We start from the raw sequence: 20,268 nt of genomic DNA, 5'->3' as shown, positions 1-20,268 counted from the left end.
CAAGATGCCCCATGTGCTGATCATGCGTCCCATCCACGACGATGCCATCGCGCTGCTGGAAGCGGCGCCGGGCGTGACCGTGGAGGTCGTCCACAAGCTGACGAAGGAAGCCATGGACGCGGCGCTGCCGCGGGCCAACGGCATCATCGTCCGCACCAACGTGGTCGACGGGGCCATGGCGGCGCAGGCGCCGGGGCTGCGGATCGTGGCCCGCCACGGCGTGGGCTACGACCTGATCGACATCCCCGGCATGACCCAGCGCGGCGTGGTGGTCACCATCACGCCGGAGGCCAATGCCGGCAGCGTGGCCGAGCATACGCTGATGCTCATGCTCGCCTGCGCCCGCCGCACCGTGCAGTACGATGCCCGGGTGCGCGACCTGAACTGGGGCGTGGTGCCGGAACTGCCGACGCATGACATCGCCGGGCGCACCGTGCTGATCCTGGGCTTCGGCCGCATCGGCACCCGCGTGGCGCGGCTCTGCGCCGCCTTCGGCCTGAACGTGCTGGTCTACGATCCCTTCATCCCCGTCGGCACCATCCGGGGCTCCGGCTACGAGGCGGTGGTGGACCTCCGCGACGGGCTGGCCGTGGCGGATATCGTCACGCTGCACTGCCCTTCCTCCGCCGAGACGCGGGGCCTGGTGAATGCGGATTTCCTTGGCGCCATGAAGCGCGGCGCCTTCTTCATCAACGCCGCGCGCGGCAAGCTGGTGGAGGAAGCGGCCCTGGCCGAGGCCCTGCGCAGCGGCCAGGTCGCCATGGCCGGCATCGACGTGCTCTACGACGAGCCCGTCTCGGCCACCAACCCGTTGCTGGACGCGCCGAACTGCATCTTCTCGCCCCACACCGCCGCCAGCAGCCACGAAGGCACCCGCCGCATGGCCCTCTCGGCCGCCCAGAGCGTGCTCGACTGCTTCCACGACCGCCTGCCCGCCGACGTCATCGTCAACCCCGAGGCCCTGCAACGCCGCCCGGCCCTGGCGGTCGCGGGCTGAATGATCGGACCGGGGCCAGAGGGGCTCTGCCCCTCTGGACACCCCGCCAAGGGACATCAGTCCCTTGGCACCCTGTGAGCGCTCCGCGAGGAGGGGGAACAGGAGCCGGTCGCCGGATGGTACGACGGCGGTCGAAGCCCCCTCCTTCAGCAAAGGGTCCGGGAGGCAGCGCCCCCCGGTTCCCAGCTCCGATCACCCCAGCCCGAGCGTGCCGCGAAGGCGGGACAGGTCCTCGGCCAGGGTGGTGATGGGGGCCTGGAGGGCGTTGCGGTCGGCGGGGGTGAGTTTCTCGTAGTTCTCGAAGCCGCCATCCTTGGTGCGGTACTTGGCGAGGATGGCTTCCACCTGCGTGAAGTTGGCATCGACCTTGGACAGCAGGGCGGGGTCGGCCTTCTTCAGCTGCGGCGTCAGCAGCTCCACGATCTTGCGGGCGCCTTCGACATTGGCGTTGAAGTCCCACAGGTCCGTGCCGCTGTAGCGGTCCTCCTCGCCGGAAATCTTGGTGGCCGCGACCTCCTCGATCAGCGCAGCGGCGCCGCCCACCACTTTCTCGGGCGGGGTGGTCAGGCCGCGGATGCGGGTTTCCAGCTCCTGCACATCGGCGAGCAGCTTGTCGGCGAAGGGCGCCAGCCCCTCGGTCGAGTTCTTCGCGAAGAGGCCGTATTCCAGGCGGTGGAAGCCGGTGAAGCCCGTGTCCTTTTCGCCCTCGTCATGGTCGTCGGCACGGGAATCGATGCTCTTGTCGAGGTCGTCGAAAAGCTCCGCGATCGGCTCGATGCGCTCGTAATGCGCGCGGGCCGGCGCATAGAGGGCGCGGGCCTTGGCGAGGTCCCCGGCCTTGATCGCCTCGGTGAAGCTGCGTGTCTGGCGGATGAGCTGCCGCACCTCGCCCAGCACATAGATCTTGTACTGCGCGATCGGCTCGGCGAGGTCGAGCGGCGAGGCCGGCGGGGCTGCCCGGGCGGCGCGCGACAGGCCCGGCAGCGCCAGGGGCAGGGCCAGGGGCAGGGCCAGCGCCATGGCGTTGGCAAGGAGGCGGCGCCGGGTGGGAACGGCGATGGGCGGCATGGTCCGGAATTCCTCGGTTGAGCGGGGGATGGATGGCGGCGTCAGGCAGCTTCGATCAGCCCCTGGCCGAGATACCGGCCGGGGTCCGGCACGCCGGGCAGGGCGAAGAAATAGCCGCCGCCGGTGGGCTTGATGTATTCCTCCAACGGCTCGCCGTTCAGGCGTTCCTGCACGGCGATGAAGCCGCGCCTGAGGTTGCGCTGGAAGCAGATGAAGAGCAGCCCCATGTCGAGCTGCCCGGCGCGCGTGACCCCCCGGTCATAGTTGAAGGGCCGGCGCAGGATCAGGCTGTCGGCGGTTTCCGGCGTGCGCGGATTGGCCAGCCGGATATGGGCATCGAGGGGGATGCGCTTCCCCTCGGCATCGGCGGCGTAGTCGGGGATGTCATGCTCCCGCTCCAGGCCGAGTGGCGCGCCCTCCCGCTTGTCGCGGCCGAAGATCTGCTGCTGTTCCTGCAAGGGGGTGCGGTCCCAGCGCTCCACGAAGTTCCGGATGATCCGCACCACCTGGTAGCTGCCGCCCCGTGCCCAGGCAGGCTCGCCATCCTCCGGCCCCACCCAGATATGGCGCTCCATGAGGGCGGGGTCGGTGGGATCGAGGTTGGCGGTGCCGTCCTTGAAACCCAGCAGGTTGCGCGGCGTCTGGCGTGGGGCCTGGCCACCGCTGGCGGGCGGCAGCGTGCCGTCGAGCCTCCAACGCAGGCGCAGCAGGTCGGGCGCCGCCTTGATGATGTCGCGCAGGGCGTGGATCGTGCTCTGCGGCGTGTTGGCGCAGACCTGGAGGAGCAGGTCGCCATGGCACCAGTCGCGTTCCAGCGCGTCATTGGGGAAGCGCCGCATGACCTCCAGATGCACGGGCTTCCGCGCGGCGAGGCCATAGCGGCCGTCGAAGAGCGAGGCACCCAGCGCCACGGTGACGGTCAGCCCATCCGGAACGATCTCCGGTCCCAGGATTCCGGAATCCGCCGGCGGAAAGCGCGGGTCGGCCTCAGGCGGCGTGCCGCCTGCCATCAGGAAGGCGATCCGTCCCGTCAGCAGGCGGAAAAGGCGCTCCAGCCCGGCGCGGTCGGGTGCGAGCACGTCGAAGGCGGCAACCATGCCGGCGGCAGGCGGCGGGTTGAGGATGCCCGGCTGGTGCGACCCGTGGAAGGCGACGGCCTGCCGTGCCTCGGCCGCGTCGCGCCCGGGCGGCTCCTGCATCAGCGGTGCCGCGACAGCCGTGGTCGCGAGCCCGGCACCGCCCGCCAGCCCCAGAAGCAGGCCGCGCCGCCCGGCGGCAAAGGGGCAGGAATTCCGTGTCATGCCGGTCCCATCCGGTCTGCGTGAAACTGCATCTCAGTCGGTCTCCAACTGCCGGCCCAGCCTTTCGAGATCTGCGGCCAGAATGGGAAAGGCGCTCCGGTTCCCCTTCCCCGCCTCGGCAAGCGAGCGGTCGAGGCTGGCCTGTAGCTCCGGGTCCAGCCGGATGGCGAGCGACCGCAGCAGGGAAACGACGCGCCCGACACCATCCAGCGAGGCGGGTGTGATGGCGTCCGGACCGCGCAGCGACCGTGATGCTCCCGCCGCCATGGACGCGGGCGTGATGCGGGCGTCGCCGATCCGTGCGAAGAGGGCCCCGCTATCCGCTCGCAGGCGCGCCAGTGTTTCCAGTGTTTCACGTGGGACATCGGCGCCGCCCGATCCGGCAACCGGCAGTGAGGCCGTCAGCCGGGCAAGCCCGCTCGACACCGAGGCCAGAGCTTCCCGGGCCTCGGGCAGAAGCTGGAGGGCCGGCAGGAGCTGGTCGCGGGCCTGGCCTGCCTCGGCGATCAGCCGCCCGGCCTGCGCCGTGTCGCCCTTGTCCAGCGCCTCGCCCAGGTCCTCCACAGCCTCCTGCATGGCCATGACCTGGAGGGTGACATGGACCTTGTACTCGGCCATGGGGGCGAGCAGGTCGCGGGGCTCCGGGCGCCAGGGTGCGCTGGCCGCGGCGGGCAGCACGGTCAGCCGGCCGCGCGGATTGCTGAGGCGGCCGCAGGTGATGGCATAGGTGCCCGGCTCCAGCCGCGCCGTCAGCCCCTGGGTGAGCCCGGGAGCGATGTTCTCCCGCTCCTCCAACACCATCACGCCGTCCAGGATCTCCCATTCCAGGGCACGGTCGCTGCGGTTGACGATGCGGAAGGCAGTGCGTCCGGCGGGAATGCTGAACTCGCCGGGCTCGCAGCCCCGCTCCGTGATGGCCACGGTGATGCTGTGCGCCTCCCCTGCCCCGGCCTCGCGGCGTTCCAGCCGCAGCGAGGCGGCGCCGAGGCCCAGCACCGCCAGGGCCAGCAGGGCCATGAGGCCCAGCACGGGCTTCAGCCGTGGCGGCGCCGGGGCCACGCCGGCCGGCACGGCCTGCCGCGCCGGCGAGGGAATGGCGGAAGCACCGGCCATGGGCCTCAGGAAGAGCGGCAGGGTGACAGCGAGGAAGACCAGATAGACCAGCACCTCTCCCAGGGCCGGGCGGTCGCTGTAGCCGAGCAGACCGGCCAGCACCGACCCTGCCACGCCATCGGCGGGCAGGATGTCGCTCAGATCGAAGACCGTCGCCTGGAGGCCGTTCCACAGCCCGGCCTCGTGCAGCGCGCGCAGCGAGCCCGCCAGGAGCCCGGCCGCCACCAGCAGGATCAGCACGCCGCTCCAGCGGAAGAAGCGCCGCAGGTCGAGCCTCAGTCCGCCCCAGGTGATGGCGACGCCCACCGCGACGGCGAGCAGCAGCCCGGCCAGGGCGCCGAGGGGCGCGGCCGGGCCGGGGCTCTGCCGCATGACGGCGAGCAGGAAGACCGCCGCCTCCAGCCCTTCACGCGCCACGGCCAGGAAGACCATGGCCAGCAAAGCGAAGCCACGCTTTTCCCCCATCAGCGCGGCGTCGATGCGATCCTGCATCTCCGCCTTCACCGAACGGGCGGCCCGCCTCATCCAGAAGACCATGGCGGTGAGCATGCCGACGGCGGCCAGGCCCACCACGGCCTCGAAGATCTCCTGACCGCGCTGCGGGAACTCGGCGCTCAGCAGCTCCAGCGCCAGGCCCGCTCCCAGGCTGACCAGCACCCCTGCCCCGATGCCGAGCCAGACCAGGGGCAGCCATTCCCGCCGCCCGGTACGGCCGAGATAGCCCGCGACGAGGCCGATGATCAGGGCGGCTTCCAGCCCTTCCCGGAACATGATGAGGAATGGAACAAGCATGATGGTGCAGTCGAGCCCGGCGGAATGGCATCAGTTATCCGGCGCGGCAGGTGCCTCGCATAGGGCCTGTCAGGCTCGGTTGCGCCGGATTATGCCATGATAAGAATGCAATTCATTATCATGTACGCATTTTAATCTTGGCGGCCCGCCGGCACCGGATCTCAGACCCGGATGCGGTTGGTCGGAACGACCCGCTTCCAGGCGGGCAGGAAGCGGCGCCACAGCAGCGCGTCGTGCTGGCGCTCCGGCAGGCCGGAAGCGATCCGCGCGATCTGCGCCCGGGTGAGCGGCGAACGCTCGCAGAAGAAGGGTGTCGGCGTGAAGCGTGAGAAGTAGCCGTAGTAGAGCGCCGAACGGTCGCTGCGCACCGGCGGGCGGCCGCGATGGTAGTTCTCCGCCGTCTCCGCGATCACCACCGTGCCGCGGCGGCCGGTGCAGGTGCGGATCGCCTTCTCCATCCCTTCCGGGCCGATACGGCGCTCCAGCTCCGCCTGGGGCAGGATGGCGGCCTGCCTGGGGCCACCCAGGCGCTCGCGGAAATCGGGGTGGACGATCTCGAAGGGGCCGTCCTGGGGGCCGACATCGCTGATGTAGACGGCGATCTTCAGCATGCGCCGGTCCTCGCGGTCGCGGTGCCAGATGCGCGGCCCGGCCTCGCGCCCATCGGCGGGGCTGTAGAAGTGGTCCGGCCCGTCATAGGCCACCGGGAGGCCCAGGTAGTTCTCCACCAGGTCCAGCAGGCGCGTGCCGAGTCCCCATTCCAGGATCGCCGGGAAATCCAGCAGGTCCTGCGCCGTCGCGGTGACGGTATGGCGGTGTGCATGTTCCGGCTGGCGGCGCCGTGCCGCGAGCCGGTCGGTCAGGGATGTGGCGCTGGCCAGCATCGCAGCCGTGCCTGGCAGGCCCAGTTCCTCCAGTGAGGTGACGCAGACGCCGTCCCGCAGGAGGGTTCGGAGAAGGGCCGCGTCCGCTGCGGAAAGCGCGGGAAGCTCGGGGAGATGAGCGGCACGCGCCCTGGCCTGCGCATCGCCCACGAGGCGGTCGGTCCAGGGCAGGCGCAACGCGCGGGCGGCGAGGTTGGAAGGCAGGCTCAGGCCGTGCTGCCGTGCCTTGTCCAGCCACCGGTGGATCCGGCCATGACCCCAGGGGCGGGAAATGCCGGCCTCTGCGGCACCGTTGGGGGCGGGGCTGAAATCCGCGTTCGGAAAGGCATGGCGCGGGCTCTGGACGAAACCCATTGTGGCAACCCCTGGTTGAAGCCTTTTGGCTTAGGAACTGCCTACTGATATACGATGTCCGAGATTTATATCAATATTTATACTATGTAATAAAATTCATACGAACCTGAAAGAAGGCATGGAAATCCTCGGAAAGCGGCACGTCCACCGTTCGGAACACGTGTCACTTTCCCGCGATGAACCACAGGCAAGCTCCTAAAGCCTTCTCCGGACCCCATCCAGGGCCGGCGGAGGGGGCCAGCCTGCACGCCGTGTCCCGGGAATTCCCCGTGTCCCGGGAAGCGGGGTGCCGTTCCATCATGGCCGGAAAGACGGATCGCCCCTGCCGCCCTTGGCCAGGGACGGCTACAGAGCCGGCATGTCCGAACCCCGCCTCCCCCTTCTCGTCACCCATAGTGGCAGCTTCCATTGCGACGAGGCCTTCGCCTATGTCGCGCTGCGCCTCGCGCTGGGGCTGCATGCTCCGGGCCACGACCATGTCCTGTTGCGCACCCGCGATGCGGGCCGCATCGCCGAAGGCGACGTGGTCTGGGATGTGGGGCTGGTCTATGACACGGCGGCGCAGCGGTTCGACCACCACCAGCGCGGTGCCCCGGTGCGGCCGGACGGCACGCCCTTCAGCTCCGCCGGGCTGGTCTGGCAGACCCATGGTGAGGCGGCGGTGCGCGCCCTGTTGCGGCCGGAGGATTCCGGCTTCGCCAAGGCCATCACGGCGGATCTCGATGCTTCCATGGTCCGCTTCATCGACGAGGTGGACAACGGCGTCGCCACCTCGCGCGGCAGCATGGACCTCGCCAGCCTGGTGAGCGACTGCAACCCGGCCTGGGACACGCCGGGCGCGGAGGACCAGGGTGCCGAGGACGCCGCCTTCCTGGAGGCCGTCGCCCTGGTCGAGGCAGTGCTGCGCCGCCGGGTCGAGGCCCAGCGCGCCCGCCTCGCCGCCGATGCCCAGGTCGTGGCGGCGCATGCGGCCTCCACCGACCGGCGCATCCTGGAACTCGACCGTCGCATGCCCTGGAAGAGCGCCGTCTTCCACCACGACCTGCCGGTGCTCTACGCCATCTATCCGGTGAACAACGGCAACTGGATGGTGGACACCATGCCGCCGGAGCCGAAATCCTTCGCCCAGCGCCTGCCCCTACCCGAGGCCTGGGCCGGGCTGCAGGACAAGGATCTCGCCGAAGCCTCGGGCGTGCCTGATGCCGTCTTCGTCCACCTGCGCCGCTTCATCGGCGCCGCCCGCTCCCGCCCCGGCGCCCTCGCCATGGCCCGCCGCGCCGTGGCCCTCGGGATGCCGGATGTCTGAATGGATCAGGCGTGTCGCTCCGGGAGGCTCTGCCTCCCGGACCCTTTGCTGAAGGAGGGGCCGCTCAGGGGATGGTATCCCCCCGAGACCCCGCCATGAGCGCTCCGCGAGGAGGGGGTTGTTCCGCCGGTATGCCATCCGGCGACCGGTGTCCTGTCCCCCCTCCTCGCGGAGCGCTCACAGGGTTCCAAGGGACTAACGTCCCTTGGCGGGGTGTCCAGAGGGGCAGAGCCCCTCTGCCCCCGGCCTGATCATCCATATCCCGCCAGGGAGCACCGGGTGGTTTCACGGGAAACAGCGGCACGCTTCCGGCCGGCTGGAAGGCGGCGCTGCCGTCTGTTCAGGGCGCGGTGAACATGGGAGTGGATGCATCATGTCCCGTCCCGTGATCCGCCGCTGGCGCCCCCTGGTCCTGATTCTTCTGCCTGCGCTAGTGCTGCTGCTTGGCGCGCCATCGGCCCATGCATCCGAGGCCTGTACGCGGCATCACCCCGATGGCATCGCGCCGTCGGTCACGCGCCCGGCGCTGGAGCGGGACACCAGCCGCCTCTGTTTCGAGGGTTTCGCCGTCCTCTACAGCGGCGTCTCGCGCACGCCGCTGGCGGTGTCCGAACATCTGACCCGCGACCGCATCCAGCAGGCGCGCCGGGTGCCACGCGACGACGCCTTCCATGCCGAGGACCAGTTGCCGGAAGAGCAGCGGTCACGGCTGTCGGATTACGCACGCTCCGGCTTCGACAGGGGGCATATGGCACCCTCAGGCGACATGGCCACGCCCAGCTCGCAGCATGAGAGCTTCTCGCTGGCCAATATCGTGCCCCAGGCGCCGGAATCGAATCGCTGTCTCTGGGAGGGGGTCGAGAGCACGGTGCGCGACCTTGCCACGGAGGATGGCGAGGTCTGGGTGGTGACCGGACCGGTCTTCCAGGGTGAGAACCTGCGCCGCCTGAACCGGCGCGTGCTGGTGCCGACCTCGCTCTACAAGGCCATCTACCTGCCGGATCGGGGGGTGGCCGGGGCCTATCTGGCGCCGAACGGGCCGGGCCTGTCCTGGCGGGCCGTGTCGCTGGACGAGTTGCGCGACATCGCCGGGATCAACGCCTTCCCCTCCCTCGCCCCCGCGATCCGCGCCCGGGCCATGGCTCTGCCGGAGCCGACGCCGAACAACATCCGCGGCAGTTGCGAAGGTCAGACCGGCGGACAGGTGGCGAGCAGCGGCACGGCATCGAACCGCAGCGTCGCCCGCCGCGACACGTCCGTGGCATCCCCGGCCGGCCCGGGCATCATGGGCAGCCGCATGGCGCTGGTCATCGCGGCGGTGGTGGCCGTGGTGGTCATCCTGCTGCTGCTCCGCGTGCTGGGACGCCGCTGATGGCCGGCCGCGCCGGCGGGCCACCGGGAACACTCGCCCGTGCCGCTGAAAGGAGTTGCCGCATGACGAAGCTCAAGCCCTTCGCCGACGATGCCGCCGCCGCCGAGATCGGCGGCCTGAAGGTCGAGAACGGCCAGGACCGTATCGCCCTCTATGGCAGCCTGGACCTGACCCGGGACAAGCAGGGGCTGGCCCTGGCGAAGGAACTGCACGCGCTGCTTTCCGCCGCCCTGGCGGTGCTGGAGAGCGAGGCGGAGAAGCTCCCGGACAAGGTCGCCACCGGGGGGAATGTGGACGAAACGAAGAACCCCTTCGCCTGATCGCCGGACCGGCCCTGCCGGACCCATGGAAAAGGTTGATTTGACCGGCTGGCTGGTCAATTCTTTTCTCCGATCACCGTTCCGCCGCTGCCTGCTTCCGTCAGGGCCGGGTCCGGCGTAGGGACGGGAATGACGAGGCACGGGACCAGAGAATCCCGGCCACAGGGAGCGTAAACGATGTGGAAATATGCCGCCGGCCTCGCGCTGGTGCTCGGAGCTTCCCTTTCCGCCGCCTCGCCCGCCTCGGCGGCCGATCCCGTCCGCATCGGCGTCACCCTGTCGGAGACAGGGCCGGGTGCCTCGCTGGGCATCCCCGAGGGCAAGTCAGTGCGCCTGCTGCCCAAGGAGTTCGGCGGCCAGCCGGTGGAATGGATCATCCTCGACGACGGGTCCGACACCACCCGCGCGGTCGCCAACATGCGCAAGCTGATCGCCGAGAACCGGGTGGATGCGGTGGTGGGCTCCAGCGTCACCCCGGCCTCCATCGCCATGGTCGAGGTCGCGGCGGAGCAGAAGGTGCCGATGATCTCGCTCGCCGGCTCCTCCGCCATCGTCTCCCCGGTGGATGAGCGGCGCCGCTGGGTCTTCAAGACCGCGCAGAACGATGCGCTGATGGCCCAGGCCGTGGCCGACCACATGGCCAAGGCGGGGGTGAAGACGCTGGGCGTGGTGGCCTTCAGCGATTCCTACGGCGATGGCTGGATGGGCGTGATGAAGCCCCTGCTGGAGGAGCGGAAGATCCGCGTCGTGGCGGAGGAACGCTATGCCCGCTCCGACACCAGCGTCACCGGGCAGGTGCTCAAGGTGGTCTCCGCGAAGCCGGACGCCGTCTTCATCATCGCCGCGGGCACGCCGGCGGCGCTGCCGGCGCGCGGGCTGAAGGAGCGCGGCTTCCGCGGCGCGGTGTACCAGACGCATGGCGTGGCCAATGCCGACTTCCTGCGCGTGGGCGGCAAGGACGTGGAGGGCGAGATCCTCCCCGTCGGCCCGGTGGTGGTGGTGGACCAGCTCCCCGACAGCCATCCCTCGCGCGAAACGGCGCGCAAGTACCGCGACGCCTACGAGGCGGAGAACGGCAAGGGCAGCGTCTCCACCTTCGGCGCGCATGCCTACGATGCCGGCATCCTGCTGAGCCACGCCATCCCCGTCGCCGCCGACAAGGCGAAGCCCGGCACGCCCGAGTTCCGCGCCGCGCTGCGCGATGCGCTGGAGGGGCTGAAGGGCGTCGTCTACGTGAACGGCACCGCGACCATGTCGCCGACCGACCATGTCGGCCAGGGCGAGCCCTCGCGCGTGATGGTCACCATCCAGAACGGCACCTGGAAGCTCCTGCCGCAGTAGCGGCACGCGGCCCTTCCCTGCCCCGCCGGGCATGGCCCAAATGGGCGGGGAAGGGCCGGTCCTCCCTCTGACGGAACACGGTCGTGGATCTCTCCATCCTCCTGGTGCTGCTGCAGGACGGGGTCGTGAGCGGCGCCATCTACGCGCTGATCGCCCTTTCCCTGGTGATCGTCTTCACCGTGACGCGCATCGTCTTCGTGCCGATCGGGGAATTCGTGAGCTTCGGGGCGCTGACGCTCGCGGTGCTGGAGGCCGGGCAGATGCCGGGCACGGTCTGGCTGCTGATGCTGCTGGGCCTCGCCACCGCCCTGCTGCGGCTCTGGACCGGGCGCGGCCTGCCCCCGGCGCAGCAGGCGCGGCGCCTCGCCATGCCCGTACTGCTGCCGCTGCTGGCCTGGGGGCTGGCGCGCGCCGCCCTCGCGCTGGGCGCGCCGCCGCTGGCGATGGTGGCGCTGACATTGCTGATCGTCGTGCCGATGGGCGTCTTCCTCTACGACATCGTCTATCGCCCGATGATCCAGGCCAGCGTGCTGGTGCTGCTGATCGTTTCCGTCGCCCTTCACCTGGCGCTCACCGGGCTCGGCCTGGTCTTCTTCGGCGCCGAGGGCTTCCGCACCGAGGCGCTGTCCGACGCGGTGATCGAGATCGGGCCGCTCCTGGTTTCCGGCCAGTCCATCGCCGTGGTGCTGATGACGCTGCTGCTGATCGCGGCGCTGTTCCTGTTCTTCGAGCAGAGCCTGCTGGGCAAGGCGCTGCGCGCCACGGCGGTGAACCCGCTTGGCGCCCGGCTGGTGGCGATCTCGCCCGATCTCTGCGGCCGCACCGCCCTGGGCCTCGCCGCCGCGATCGGCACGGTGAGCGGCATCCTGGTCTCGGCACTCACCACGATCTACTACGACACCGGCTTCCTGATCGGGCTCAAGGGCTTCGTCGCCGCCATCGTCGGCGGGCTGGCCAGCTATCCCCTCGCCGCGGCGGGGGCGCTGCTGATCGGGCTGGTGGAAAGCTTCGCCAGCTTCCAGGCCAGCGCCTTCAAGGAGGTGCTGGTCTTCATGATCATCATCCCCGTGCTGCTCTGGCGTTCCTGGCGCATGCCGCAGAGCCTGGACGAGGAGCACTGAGCATGGCCTCGCGCCTCCTTCCCCTCGCCGCCCTGCTGCTCGCCGCCGCGCTGCTGCTCTGGCCCGGCCTGCCGGGCTTCTGGGCGGTGCTGGCAGGCTATATCGGCATCGCCTCGCTCACCGTGCTGGGCCTCGTCGTGCTGTCCGGCATCGGCGGGCTGATCTCCTTCGGCCAGGCGATGTTCGTCGGCATCGGCGCCTACACCACCGCGATCCTGACCACGGAACACGGCGTCTCGCCCTGGCTCACCCTGCCGCTCTCGGTGCTGGCGGCCGGGCTGCTGGCCTGGGGGATCGGCGCGATCACGCTGCGGCTGCGGGGCCATTACCTCGCCGTCGCGACCATCGCCTGGAACGTCTCCTTCTTCTACCTGATCGGCAATCTCGACATCTTCCACCGCTATGACGGCATCAGCGGCATCCCGCCGGTCTCCCTGTTCGGCGTCCCGCTGATCGAGGCGCGGCATTTCGCGCTGCTGGTGCTGCTCTTCCTGGCGGCGGCCATGCTGCTGACCCGCAACCTGCTGCGCTCCCGCGCCGGGCGCACCATCCGGGCGCTGCGCGGCGGCGCCATGGCGGCGGAATCCTGCGGCGTGAACACGCTGAACGCGCGCATCCTGGCCTTCGTCTATGCCGGGCTGCTGGCGGGTCTCGCGGGCTGGCTCTACGCGCATTTCCAGCGCACGGTGAACCCCTCCCCCTTCGGCCTGAACACCAGCATCGACTACCTGCTGATGGCCGTGACGGGTGGGGTGCAGCATATCGGCGGCGCGGTGCTGGGCGCCGCCATCGTCACCCTGCTGCGCGACCAGTTGCAGACGCTGCTGCCCGCGCTCATCGGCGCCCAGGGGAATTTCGAGACCATCGTCTTCGGCGCGCTGCTGATCCTGCTGCTGCAATTCGCGCCGGACGGTCTCTGGCCCCGCTTCGCGCGCCTCTTCCGCCTCGCCGCGCGCCGGGCCCCCGCCCCTGTCCCGCTTCCCACGGAGGCCGGACCCCTGCCGGTGCGGCAGCAGCCGCGCCAGGGCGAGGAGGTGCTGCGCGCCGAGGGGCTGCGCAAGGTCTTCGGCGGGCTGGTGGCGGTGAACGATGTCGGCTTCGCCCTGCGCGCCGGGGAGATCACCGGGCTGATCGGCCCGAACGGCGCCGGCAAGAGCACCACCTTCAACCTGCTGACCGGCGTGCTGGCCGCGACGGGCGGCCGCGTCGCCTTCCTGGGCCGCGAGATCGGCGGCCTGCCGGCGCGCGGCGTCGCGCGGCTCGGCATCGCCCGCACCTTCCAGCACGTGAAGCTGGTGCACGGCATGACCGTGCTGGACAACGTGGCGCTCGGCGTCCACCTGCGCGGCGCCGCCGGGGCGCTGCGCGGCGCGCTGGCGCTGGACGGGGCGGAGGAGGCGCGGATCTTCGCCGAGGCGCGGCGGCAGATCGAGCGTGTCGGCCTCGGCGCCGTCGCGCACCTGGTGGCGAGCGAGCTTTCCCTCGGCCAGCAGCGGCTGGTGGAGATCGCCCGCGCGCTCTGCCTCGATCCCGTGGTCCTCCTCCTCGACGAACCCGCCGCCGGGCTGCGCCACATGGAGAAGGAGGCGCTGGCACAGCTGCTGGACGGGCTGCGCGACGAGGGCATGACCATCCTGCTGGTGGAGCACGACATGGATTTCGTGATGAACCTCACCGACCGGCTGGTGGTGATGAGCTTCGGCGCCGAGCTGGCGCAGGGACGCCCCCGGGAGATCCAGGACAACCCGGCGGTGATCGACGCCTATCTGGGCAGCGCGGCATGACGCCCATTCTCGCGGTGCGCGACCTGCACGTCGCCTATGACAGCGTGCCCGCCGTGTCCGGCGTGTCGCTGGCCGTGCCGCAGGCCAGCATCGTCACCATCCTGGGCCCGAACGGCGCGGGCAAGAGCACGCTGCTGAACGCCATCATGGGCGTGCTGCCGTCGCGCGGCGAGGTCGCCTTCGCCGGGCACAGCCTCGCCCGGCAGGGCATCGAGGAACGCGTGCGCGACGGCATCAGCCTCGTGCCGGAGAAGCGCGAGCTCTTCACCAGCATGACGGTGGAGGACAACCTCCGCCTCGGCCGCTTCCGCCTGCGCCGTTCCGGCAGCGCCGAGCCCATGCTGGAGGAGGTCTTCCGCCTCTTCCCGCGCCTGAAGGAGCGGCGGCGGCAGGAGGCCGGCACGCTGTCCGGCGGCGAGCGCCAGATGCTGGCCATGGGCCGCGCCCTGATGGGCGAGCCGCGCCTGCTGATGCTCGACGAGCCCAGCCTCGGCCTCGCCCCCCTGGTGGTGCGGGAGATCCTGCAGAGCGTCGCCGACCTGCGCGGCAACGGCGTCTCCATCCTGCTGGTGGAACAGAATGCCCGCGCCGCGCTGCGCATCGCCGATTACGGCTACGTGCTGGAAAACGGCTCCGTCGTGCTGGAAGGCGACCCGGGCGCGCTCCAGGCCGACCGGCGCATCGTCGAGGCCTATCTCGGCATCCGCTCGGCCTCCGCCGCCGCGGCGGCGTGATCGGCGCCCCTCAGCCCATGATGTTGTAGCCGCCGTCGATGTAGAGCGTCTGCCCGGTGACGAGCTTCGCGGCATCGGTGGCGAGATAGGCGGTGGCGAGGCCAACATCCTCGATGGAGACGAGGCTGCGGGCGGGGGCGGTGCTCTGGGCGCGTTCCAGCATCTCGTCGAAGTCGTTGATGCCGGAAGCGGCGCGGGTCTTGAGCGGGCCGGGCGAGATGGCGTGGACGCGGATACCCTGGGGCCCGAGTTCGGCGGCGAGGTAGCGCGTGGCGCTTTCCAGCGCGGCCTTCACCGGCCCCATCATGTTGTAGTGCTCCACCACGCGCTGGGAGCCGTAGTAGCTCATGCAGAAGAGCGCGCCGCCGCGCATCATCAGCGGCTCGGCGAGCTTTGCCATGCGCAGAAAGGACCAGCAGGAGATGTCCATGGCGCGCAGGAAGCCGTCGCGCGAGCAGTCCACCACGCGCCCGTGCAGATCCTCGCGGGGGGCGAAGGCGATGGAATGCAGCAGGAAGTCGAGCTGCCCCCAGTCCCGCCCGATGCGCTCGAAAACGGCTTCGAGCTGGCCCGGCTGCTCCAGGTCCAGCGGCATGAGGATGGGCGCCTCCAGCTCCCGCGCCAGCGGCTCCACATGCGGCCTCGCCTTGTCGTTCAGATAGGTGACGGCGAGCTCCGCGCCCAGGCCACGGAAGGCGCGGGCGCAGCCCCAGGCGATGGAACTGTCATTGGCGATGCCGGTGACGAGGCCGCGCCGGCCTTCCAGCGTGACGCGTTCGCGCGGGATCATGCCGCTGTTCCCCCGGCGCGGCCCCGCAGCACGTCCAGCGTGTGGCGGGCGATCATGCGTTCCTCGTTGGTCGGGATGACATAGGCGCGCAGCCAGCTGTCCCCGGTGGAGATCAGCGGGCCATGCGCGGCGTTGCGGACGGGGTCGGGTTCCACCCCCATCCAGGCGCAGTGGTGCAGGATCGCCTCGCGCACCGGGGCCGCGTTCTCGCCCACGCCGGCGGTGAAGACGATGCCGTCGATCCCCCCCATGGCGGTGGCCAGCGCGGCAATCGCCTTGGCGGTGTGGTAGCAGAAATAGTCGATGGCCAGCCGGGCGGAGGGCACGTCGCTCGCCAGCAGCTCCCGCATGTCGCTGCTGAAGCCGGACAGGCCCTTCAGCCCGCAGTCATGGTAGAGGAAGTCCTGCAACGCCGCCGCATCCATGCCCTGGGAGGCGAGGTGGACGACGACCCCGGCATCGAGGTTGCCGGGGCGCGTGCCCATGGGCAGGCCGTCCAGCGCGGTGAAGCCCATGGTGCTGTCCATGCTGCGCCCGTCCGCGATGGCGCAGGCGGAAGCGCCGTTGCCCAGATGCGCCACCACGACGCGGCCCTGCGCGATCTCCGGCGCCACCTCCGGCAGGCGCCTGGCGATGTATTCGTAGGACAGGCCGTGGAAGCCGTAGCGCCGCACACCCTGCCGGTAGAGGGATTCCGGAATGGCGAAGCGTTCCGCCACCTCCGGATGGCCACGGTGGAAGGCGGTGTCGAAACAGGCGACCTGCGGCAGGTCCGGCCGCCGCGCGCGGATGGAGCGGATCGGCGCGAGGTTGAAGGGCTGGTGCAGCGGCGCCAGCGGCACCAGCGCCTCCAGCGCCGCCAGCACCGCGTCGTCCACCAGCACGGGCGCGGCGAAATCCGGGCCGCCATGCACCACGCGATGCCCGACGGCGACGGGCGGGGTGCCCAGATGCGCCATCAGCCAGCCGCCCAGCGCCGCTTGGCCTTCCTCCATCGTGTCGGCGGCCTCGGCCTCCATCGCCTCGTCCACCAGCACGCGGTCTTCCGCGTCCACGGCGTGGAGGCGCGGCGCCGCGCTGCCGATGCCGCCCATCTGCCCCTTGAAGCGGCGCCGCAGGCTCTCGCTCTCGCCGATCTCGTAGAGCTGGAACTTGATCGAGGAACTGCCGGCGTTCAGGACAAGGACGGTCTCGCTCATGCGGGGGCTCCGGTCGCGGCGGGCTTCTTGGCCAGGGCCTGGGCATAGAGCGCCGCCACGGCGCAGGAGGCCAGCCGCGCCCGCACGCTGTCGGCCCGGCTGGTCAGGATGATGGGCACGCGGGCGCCGAGCACGATGCCCGCGGCCTCCGCCCCGGCCAGGAAGGTCAGGTTCTTGGCCAGCATGTTGCCCGCCTCCAGGTCCGGCACCACCAGCACCTGGGCACGGCCCGCGACCTCGGACCGGATGCCCTTGATGCGCGCGGCCTCCATGCTGATGGCATTGTCCATGGCCAGCGGCCCGTCCAGCAGCGCGCCGGTGATCTGGCCGCGATCGGCCATCTTGCACAGCGCCGCCGCGTCCAGCGTGCCGGGGATGGCCGGGTTCACCGTTTCCACCGCCGAGAGGATGGCCACGCGCGGCGCGCCGAGGCCCAGGCCGCGATGCAGGTCGGCGACGTTCTGCACGATGTCGGCCTTGGTCTTCAGGTCCGGCACGATGTTGATCGCGGCATCGGTGATGAAGAGCGGCTCCGGATAGGTCGGCACGTCCATGATGAAGACATGGCTGAGCCGGCGGGCGGTGCGCAGCCCGGCCTCCTTGTCCAGCACGGCGTGCAGCAGCTCGTCCGTATGCAGGCTGCCCTTCATCAGCAGCGCCGCCTGCCCGCCGCGCACCAGCGCCACGGCCTGGGCGGCGGCGGCATGGCTGTGGGGCGCGTCCTGGATCTCCACGCCGCCGAGGTCGAGCCCCGCCTCCTCCGCCACGGCGCGGATCTTCGCCACCGGTCCGACCAGGATCGGGCGGATGATGCCCTCCCGCCCCGCATCCAGCGGCCCCTCGAGTGCCGTATGCTCGCAAGGATGGGCCACGGCGCAGGGGATCGGCGTGCCATGGCCGGCGACGCGGCGGATCAGCGCCTCGTAGTGCCGCGCGCGCTTCAGGATCAGCGCCGGCGTCTCGCTCATGCCCGGGCTGCTGGCGCGCTCGGCGGGGGCGGAAACGGTGGCCGTGCCGGTCAGCACCACCTCGCCATCGCCGCGCCGGCAGTCGCAGTCGAGCAGCACCAGCCGATGGGCGGGCTGCTTGTCCTTCACCGTCACCCGCAGCACCAGCGTGTCGCCGGCCAGGACCGGCGCGCCGAAGCGCATCTCCTGGCCGAGATAGACGGTGCCCGCGCCGGGCAGCTCGTTGCCCAGCAGGTTGGCGATCAGCGCCCCGGCCAGCATGCCGTGCGCCACCGGCTTGCCCCCCTGCCTCGGCGCGCCGGAGGCCGCGGCATAGAGCGCGACCACCTCCGGCGAGACCGTGCGCGTCAGGCTGGCGCTGTCGCCGACGACGATCTCGTCGAAGAGCCGGTTCTGGATCGGGCCGCCCCCGGCCGCGGATTCCACGGTCACGGGCTCAATCCCCTCTGGGGCGCCGCCGCCGCGCGGAGGCCGCTTCCCTGTGCCCCTCCGGATGTCCCTCCGGGCGCCTTTCCGCCGGGCGCTCCTTTTCCGGGGAGGCCGCGACGGTGTCCTTGTCGGGTGCCTGCTCCGCGATCCCGGTGCTGTCCTCGATCGCCCGCGCGGTCTCGTCGGGCGAGGGCAGGGCATGGCGCCCCTCCCCCGCCGCCGTGCGGAAGATCCGCTCGATCGTTTCCAGCCGCCCCGCCGCGCGGCTGGACAGCGGCTCGCCCGCGGTCAGCACCGCGCGCAGCTTCTCCATCGCCTGCTCCACCACGTCGCCGGGCGTGCCGGAAAGCATGCGCGGCAGGGCGGCCAGCGCCTCCTCGGGGTCCAGCAGCAGCATGAAGAACTGCATCCGCACCACGGCCTTGAAGGTCGGCAGGTCCATGCCGGAACCGTTCTCCCGCCGCATCTGCCGCAGCAGCTCGAAGCTGCGCTGGTCGGCGGCGCGCTCCGCCAGGCCGACATAGAGCATGGAGCGGATCAGCGCCTCCGGCAGTCCGCCCTCGGCGATGCGATCGTGCAGCGCCGCCGCGCGCTGGCGCACCAGTTGCCGGCGTTCCGGCTCCAGCCCCGGCCGGCGGCGCGGCGGGCGGTTGTCGGCGCGCATGCCCAGCGCCGCCTGCACGGCAGCGGAGCCGTAGAAGCCCTCGAAGAAGCGCTCGCAGGCCGTGTCGCGCATCTCCCGGTACAGGTCGAGCGAGCGCACGACCTCGTCGGAGAAGCGCTGCTGCATCGCCAGGAAGGGATTGTCCGGCGTGGCGGGCCGGCGGTTCTCCCGCACCTGCTCCGCCAGCGGCTCCAGCATTCGCAGGAAGGGATTGTGGTCGGAGAACATCTCGTAGCCGAGGCGCAGCGGGTGCATCCGGCGCAGCCAGTCCGCCGTGGCCTCGTTGCTCGCGGCCCGCATGGCGGGCTGCACATAGGTCCGGTACAGGCCGAGATTGACGCGTGAGAGCTGATCCACCGCGGCGAAGCGCCGGTCCTCCTCCTCGCCGCCGCCGACGATCGCGCGGATGTCGTCCAGGTCGCGGCCGGCGAAGCGCGAGATGTAGTCCGTCCGCACCAGCTCCGCCCCCGGCTCCTCCGGCAGCCGCTGCTCCAGCTCGGCCTCGTAGAGCCCGGGCGGCAGCACGTCGATCAGGTCGATATTGGTGGCGAACTGCTGGTGCTCCTTGCGCGCCACCGAGCCGGACACGAAGATCCCCAGATGCCCGATGCTCTCGTGCACGGCATAGACGATGGTCTGACCGTTGGCGCGGATCTCCTCCAGGCTGCCATAGAGATCGGTGATCCAGCCCAGCGCCTGCTGCGGCGGGGTGATGTTGTCGCCCTTGGAGCAGAAGACGATGACCGGCGAGCGGATGTTGCGCAGGTCGAGCACCGTGCCGTCGCCGGTGGTGATCTCGGCCGTGGAAAGCTTGTTGCCGACGAAGAGATCGTCGACGATCGTCTGCATCTCGCCCGCGTTCATCATCACGTGGCTGCCCCACCAGCGCTCGAACTCCAGGTAGCGCGCCGGCTCCGTGTCGATGTTGGCGTAGACGTGGTACTGCTTGGTCCAGAGCGTGTTGGCGGGGTTCAGCGCCTCGAAGTTCTGCACCAGATAGGCGCCGTCGAAGATGCCGTTGCCGAGGTCGCCCGCCAGCGCCGTCATCCAGGTGCCGCCCAGCAGCCCGCCCAGATAGCGCATCGGGCTGCCGCCCTGCGTGCCGGCCCAGTAGGAGAGCGGCGTGCCGGCGATGATGATCGGGCCGAACAGCTCGGGCCGCATCGCCGCCGCCATCATCACCTGCCAGCCCGCCTGGCAGTTGCCGATCACCACCGGCTTGCCGTCGCTCTCGCTATGCATCTCGCCCACCCGCTCCACGAAGAGCGTCCCGGCGACGACCACGTCCTCGATCGTCTGGCCCGGCAGCGGCCAGGGCAGGAAGCCGACGAAGTAGCAGGGGTGGCCCGCGCGCATCGCCACGCCGAGTTCGCTGTCCGCCTTGAAGCCGCCAATGCCGGGCCCGTTGCCGGCGCGCGGGTCGAAGACGATGAAGGGGCGCTTCAGCGGGTCGATCTCGACGCCTTCCGGCGGCAGGACGCGCGTCAGACCGTAATTCACCGGGCGTTCCAGCTTGTGCCCGTCCAGCAACAGCTCGGTCTCGTAGCGGAGCACATTGGGCGCCTGCTGGGCCATGTGCTCATGGTACTGGTTGCCGCGTTGGCGCAGCACGTCCAGGAACAGCACGCCGCGTTGCCAGGCATCCACCGCGTAGTCGACGGCGAGCGAATAAGGCGCCGGAAGAAGGTCCAGACCCGTTGGGGATTGATCGGTACGCATCATGAGGGGCCC

Annotated in this window: 16 protein-coding genes; 8 read left to right on the top strand and 8 right to left on the bottom strand. The window is 70.6% G+C overall.

Features of this window, described 5'->3' with window-relative positions:
• Positions 1 to 4 precede the first annotated feature (4 nt).
• Positions 5 to 997, top strand: a complete 993-nt coding sequence (locus CTJ15_RS17990) for a hydroxyacid dehydrogenase (RefSeq protein WP_019461110.1) — start codon at positions 5 to 7, stop codon at positions 995 to 997.
• Between the two features lie 192 nt (positions 998 to 1,189).
• Here CTJ15_RS17990 and efeO read toward each other — a convergent pair whose 3' ends face one another.
• From efeO to CTJ15_RS17970, 4 genes are all read right to left on the bottom strand, one after another.
• Positions 1,190 to 2,065 carry an iron uptake system protein EfeO gene (gene efeO, locus CTJ15_RS17985; RefSeq protein WP_099781792.1) on the bottom strand — a complete coding sequence of 292 codons (876 nt, stop codon included), beginning with the start codon at positions 2,063 to 2,065 and terminating at the stop codon, positions 1,190 to 1,192.
• A 41-nt stretch (positions 2,066 to 2,106) separates the two neighbouring features.
• A complete protein-coding gene (gene efeB / locus CTJ15_RS17980; protein WP_058389514.1) occupies positions 2,107 to 3,366 on the bottom strand; it encodes an iron uptake transporter deferrochelatase/peroxidase subunit in 1,260 nt (419 codons plus the stop codon).
• Between the two features lie 33 nt (positions 3,367 to 3,399).
• A complete protein-coding gene (gene efeU, locus CTJ15_RS17975; RefSeq protein WP_075821308.1) occupies positions 3,400 to 5,271 on the bottom strand; it encodes an iron uptake transporter permease EfeU in 1,872 nt (623 codons plus the stop codon).
• Between the two features lie 161 nt (positions 5,272 to 5,432).
• The gene (locus tag CTJ15_RS17970) at positions 5,433 to 6,509 is read right to left on the bottom strand and encodes a hypothetical protein (RefSeq protein WP_099781791.1); all 1,077 of its coding nucleotides are present in this window, start codon (positions 6,507 to 6,509) and stop codon (positions 5,433 to 5,435) included.
• Between the two features lie 358 nt (positions 6,510 to 6,867).
• Between CTJ15_RS17970 and CTJ15_RS17965 the strand changes: the two genes are divergently transcribed.
• From CTJ15_RS17965 to CTJ15_RS17935, 7 genes are all read left to right on the top strand, one after another.
• A complete protein-coding gene (locus CTJ15_RS17965) occupies positions 6,868 to 7,815 on the top strand; it encodes an MYG1 family protein (protein WP_019461105.1) in 948 nt (315 codons plus the stop codon).
• Between the two features lie 373 nt (positions 7,816 to 8,188).
• A complete protein-coding gene (locus CTJ15_RS17960; RefSeq protein WP_075823090.1) occupies positions 8,189 to 9,187 on the top strand; it encodes a DNA/RNA non-specific endonuclease in 999 nt (332 codons plus the stop codon).
• Between the two features lie 62 nt (positions 9,188 to 9,249).
• Positions 9,250 to 9,507: a hypothetical protein gene (locus CTJ15_RS17955; RefSeq protein WP_019463100.1), complete on the top strand. Its 258-nt coding sequence runs from the start codon at positions 9,250 to 9,252 to the stop codon at positions 9,505 to 9,507.
• A gap of 177 nt (positions 9,508 to 9,684) precedes the next feature.
• Positions 9,685 to 10,848, top strand: a complete 1,164-nt coding sequence (locus CTJ15_RS17950; protein ID WP_019463101.1) for an ABC transporter substrate-binding protein — start codon at positions 9,685 to 9,687, stop codon at positions 10,846 to 10,848.
• A gap of 83 nt (positions 10,849 to 10,931) precedes the next feature.
• Positions 10,932 to 11,969 carry a branched-chain amino acid ABC transporter permease gene (locus CTJ15_RS17945; protein WP_075823088.1) on the top strand — a complete coding sequence of 346 codons (1,038 nt, stop codon included), beginning with the start codon at positions 10,932 to 10,934 and terminating at the stop codon, positions 11,967 to 11,969.
• Positions 11,970 to 11,971: 2 nt separating this feature from the next.
• The gene (locus CTJ15_RS17940) at positions 11,972 to 13,753 is read left to right on the top strand and encodes an ATP-binding cassette domain-containing protein (protein WP_099781790.1); all 1,782 of its coding nucleotides are present in this window, start codon (positions 11,972 to 11,974) and stop codon (positions 13,751 to 13,753) included.
• Positions 13,750 to 14,487 (top strand): ABC transporter ATP-binding protein, encoded by a 738-nt coding sequence (locus CTJ15_RS17935; RefSeq protein WP_019463104.1) that lies wholly within the window; start codon positions 13,750 to 13,752, stop codon positions 14,485 to 14,487. The genes CTJ15_RS17940 and CTJ15_RS17935 overlap by 4 nt, the downstream gene beginning before the upstream one ends.
• A 10-nt stretch (positions 14,488 to 14,497) precedes the next feature.
• Here the strand turns inward: CTJ15_RS17935 and fabI are convergent, their stop codons facing one another.
• From fabI to CTJ15_RS17915, 4 genes are read right to left on the bottom strand one after another with little or no spacing between them, the layout of a single operon-like run.
• The gene (fabI, locus tag CTJ15_RS17930; RefSeq protein ID WP_019463105.1) at positions 14,498 to 15,277 is read right to left on the bottom strand and encodes an enoyl-ACP reductase FabI; all 780 of its coding nucleotides are present in this window, start codon (positions 15,275 to 15,277) and stop codon (positions 14,498 to 14,500) included.
• Positions 15,274 to 16,476 (bottom strand): acetate/propionate family kinase, encoded by a 1,203-nt coding sequence (locus CTJ15_RS17925; RefSeq protein ID WP_099781789.1) that lies wholly within the window; start codon positions 16,474 to 16,476, stop codon positions 15,274 to 15,276. Before CTJ15_RS17925 ends, fabI begins: the two co-directional genes overlap by 4 nt.
• Positions 16,473 to 17,876 (bottom strand): bifunctional enoyl-CoA hydratase/phosphate acetyltransferase, encoded by a 1,404-nt coding sequence (locus tag CTJ15_RS17920; RefSeq protein WP_099781788.1) that lies wholly within the window; start codon positions 17,874 to 17,876, stop codon positions 16,473 to 16,475. Before CTJ15_RS17920 ends, CTJ15_RS17925 begins: the two co-directional genes overlap by 4 nt.
• 4 nt (positions 17,877 to 17,880) lie before the next feature.
• Positions 17,881 to 20,259 carry a DUF3141 domain-containing protein gene (locus CTJ15_RS17915; RefSeq protein ID WP_226945979.1) on the bottom strand — a complete coding sequence of 793 codons (2,379 nt, stop codon included), beginning with the start codon at positions 20,257 to 20,259 and terminating at the stop codon, positions 17,881 to 17,883.
• Between the last annotated feature and the right edge of the window lie 9 nt (positions 20,260 to 20,268).

It is taken from the genome of Roseomonas sp. FDAARGOS_362, from assembly GCF_002754815.1.
GTDB classification, from domain to species: Bacteria; Pseudomonadota; Alphaproteobacteria; order Acetobacterales; family Acetobacteraceae; genus Roseomonas; species Roseomonas mucosa.
Note: the sequence above shows the minus strand (reverse complement) of the source record. Positions and strands in the feature narration are given on the sequence as shown.

What these genes read in the sequence shown, in the direction of transcription:
- CTJ15_RS17990 (WP_019461110.1), top strand. Translation starts at nt 5, where the DNA reads ATGCCCCATGTGCTGATCATGCGTCCCATCCACGACGATGCCATCGCG.
- efeO (WP_099781792.1), bottom strand. Translation starts at nt 2,065, where the DNA reads ATGCCGCCCATCGCCGTTCCCACCCGGCGCCGCCTCCTTGCCAACGCC.
- efeB (WP_058389514.1), bottom strand. Translation starts at nt 3,366, where the DNA reads ATGACACGGAATTCCTGCCCCTTTGCCGCCGGGCGGCGCGGCCTGCTT.
- efeU (WP_075821308.1), bottom strand. Translation starts at nt 5,271, where the DNA reads ATGCTTGTTCCATTCCTCATCATGTTCCGGGAAGGGCTGGAAGCCGCC.
- CTJ15_RS17970 (WP_099781791.1), bottom strand. Translation starts at nt 6,509, where the DNA reads ATGGGTTTCGTCCAGAGCCCGCGCCATGCCTTTCCGAACGCGGATTTC.
- CTJ15_RS17965 (WP_019461105.1), top strand. Translation starts at nt 6,868, where the DNA reads ATGTCCGAACCCCGCCTCCCCCTTCTCGTCACCCATAGTGGCAGCTTC.
- CTJ15_RS17960 (WP_075823090.1), top strand. Translation starts at nt 8,189, where the DNA reads ATGTCCCGTCCCGTGATCCGCCGCTGGCGCCCCCTGGTCCTGATTCTT.
- CTJ15_RS17955 (WP_019463100.1), top strand. Translation starts at nt 9,250, where the DNA reads ATGACGAAGCTCAAGCCCTTCGCCGACGATGCCGCCGCCGCCGAGATC.
- CTJ15_RS17950 (WP_019463101.1), top strand. Translation starts at nt 9,685, where the DNA reads ATGTGGAAATATGCCGCCGGCCTCGCGCTGGTGCTCGGAGCTTCCCTT.
- CTJ15_RS17940 (WP_099781790.1), top strand. Translation starts at nt 11,972, where the DNA reads ATGGCCTCGCGCCTCCTTCCCCTCGCCGCCCTGCTGCTCGCCGCCGCG.
- CTJ15_RS17935 (WP_019463104.1), top strand. Translation starts at nt 13,750, where the DNA reads ATGACGCCCATTCTCGCGGTGCGCGACCTGCACGTCGCCTATGACAGC.
- fabI (WP_019463105.1), bottom strand. Translation starts at nt 15,277, where the DNA reads ATGATCCCGCGCGAACGCGTCACGCTGGAAGGCCGGCGCGGCCTCGTC.
- CTJ15_RS17925 (WP_099781789.1), bottom strand. Translation starts at nt 16,476, where the DNA reads ATGAGCGAGACCGTCCTTGTCCTGAACGCCGGCAGTTCCTCGATCAAG.
- CTJ15_RS17915 (WP_226945979.1), bottom strand. Translation starts at nt 20,259, where the DNA reads ATGATGCGTACCGATCAATCCCCAACGGGTCTGGACCTTCTTCCGGCG.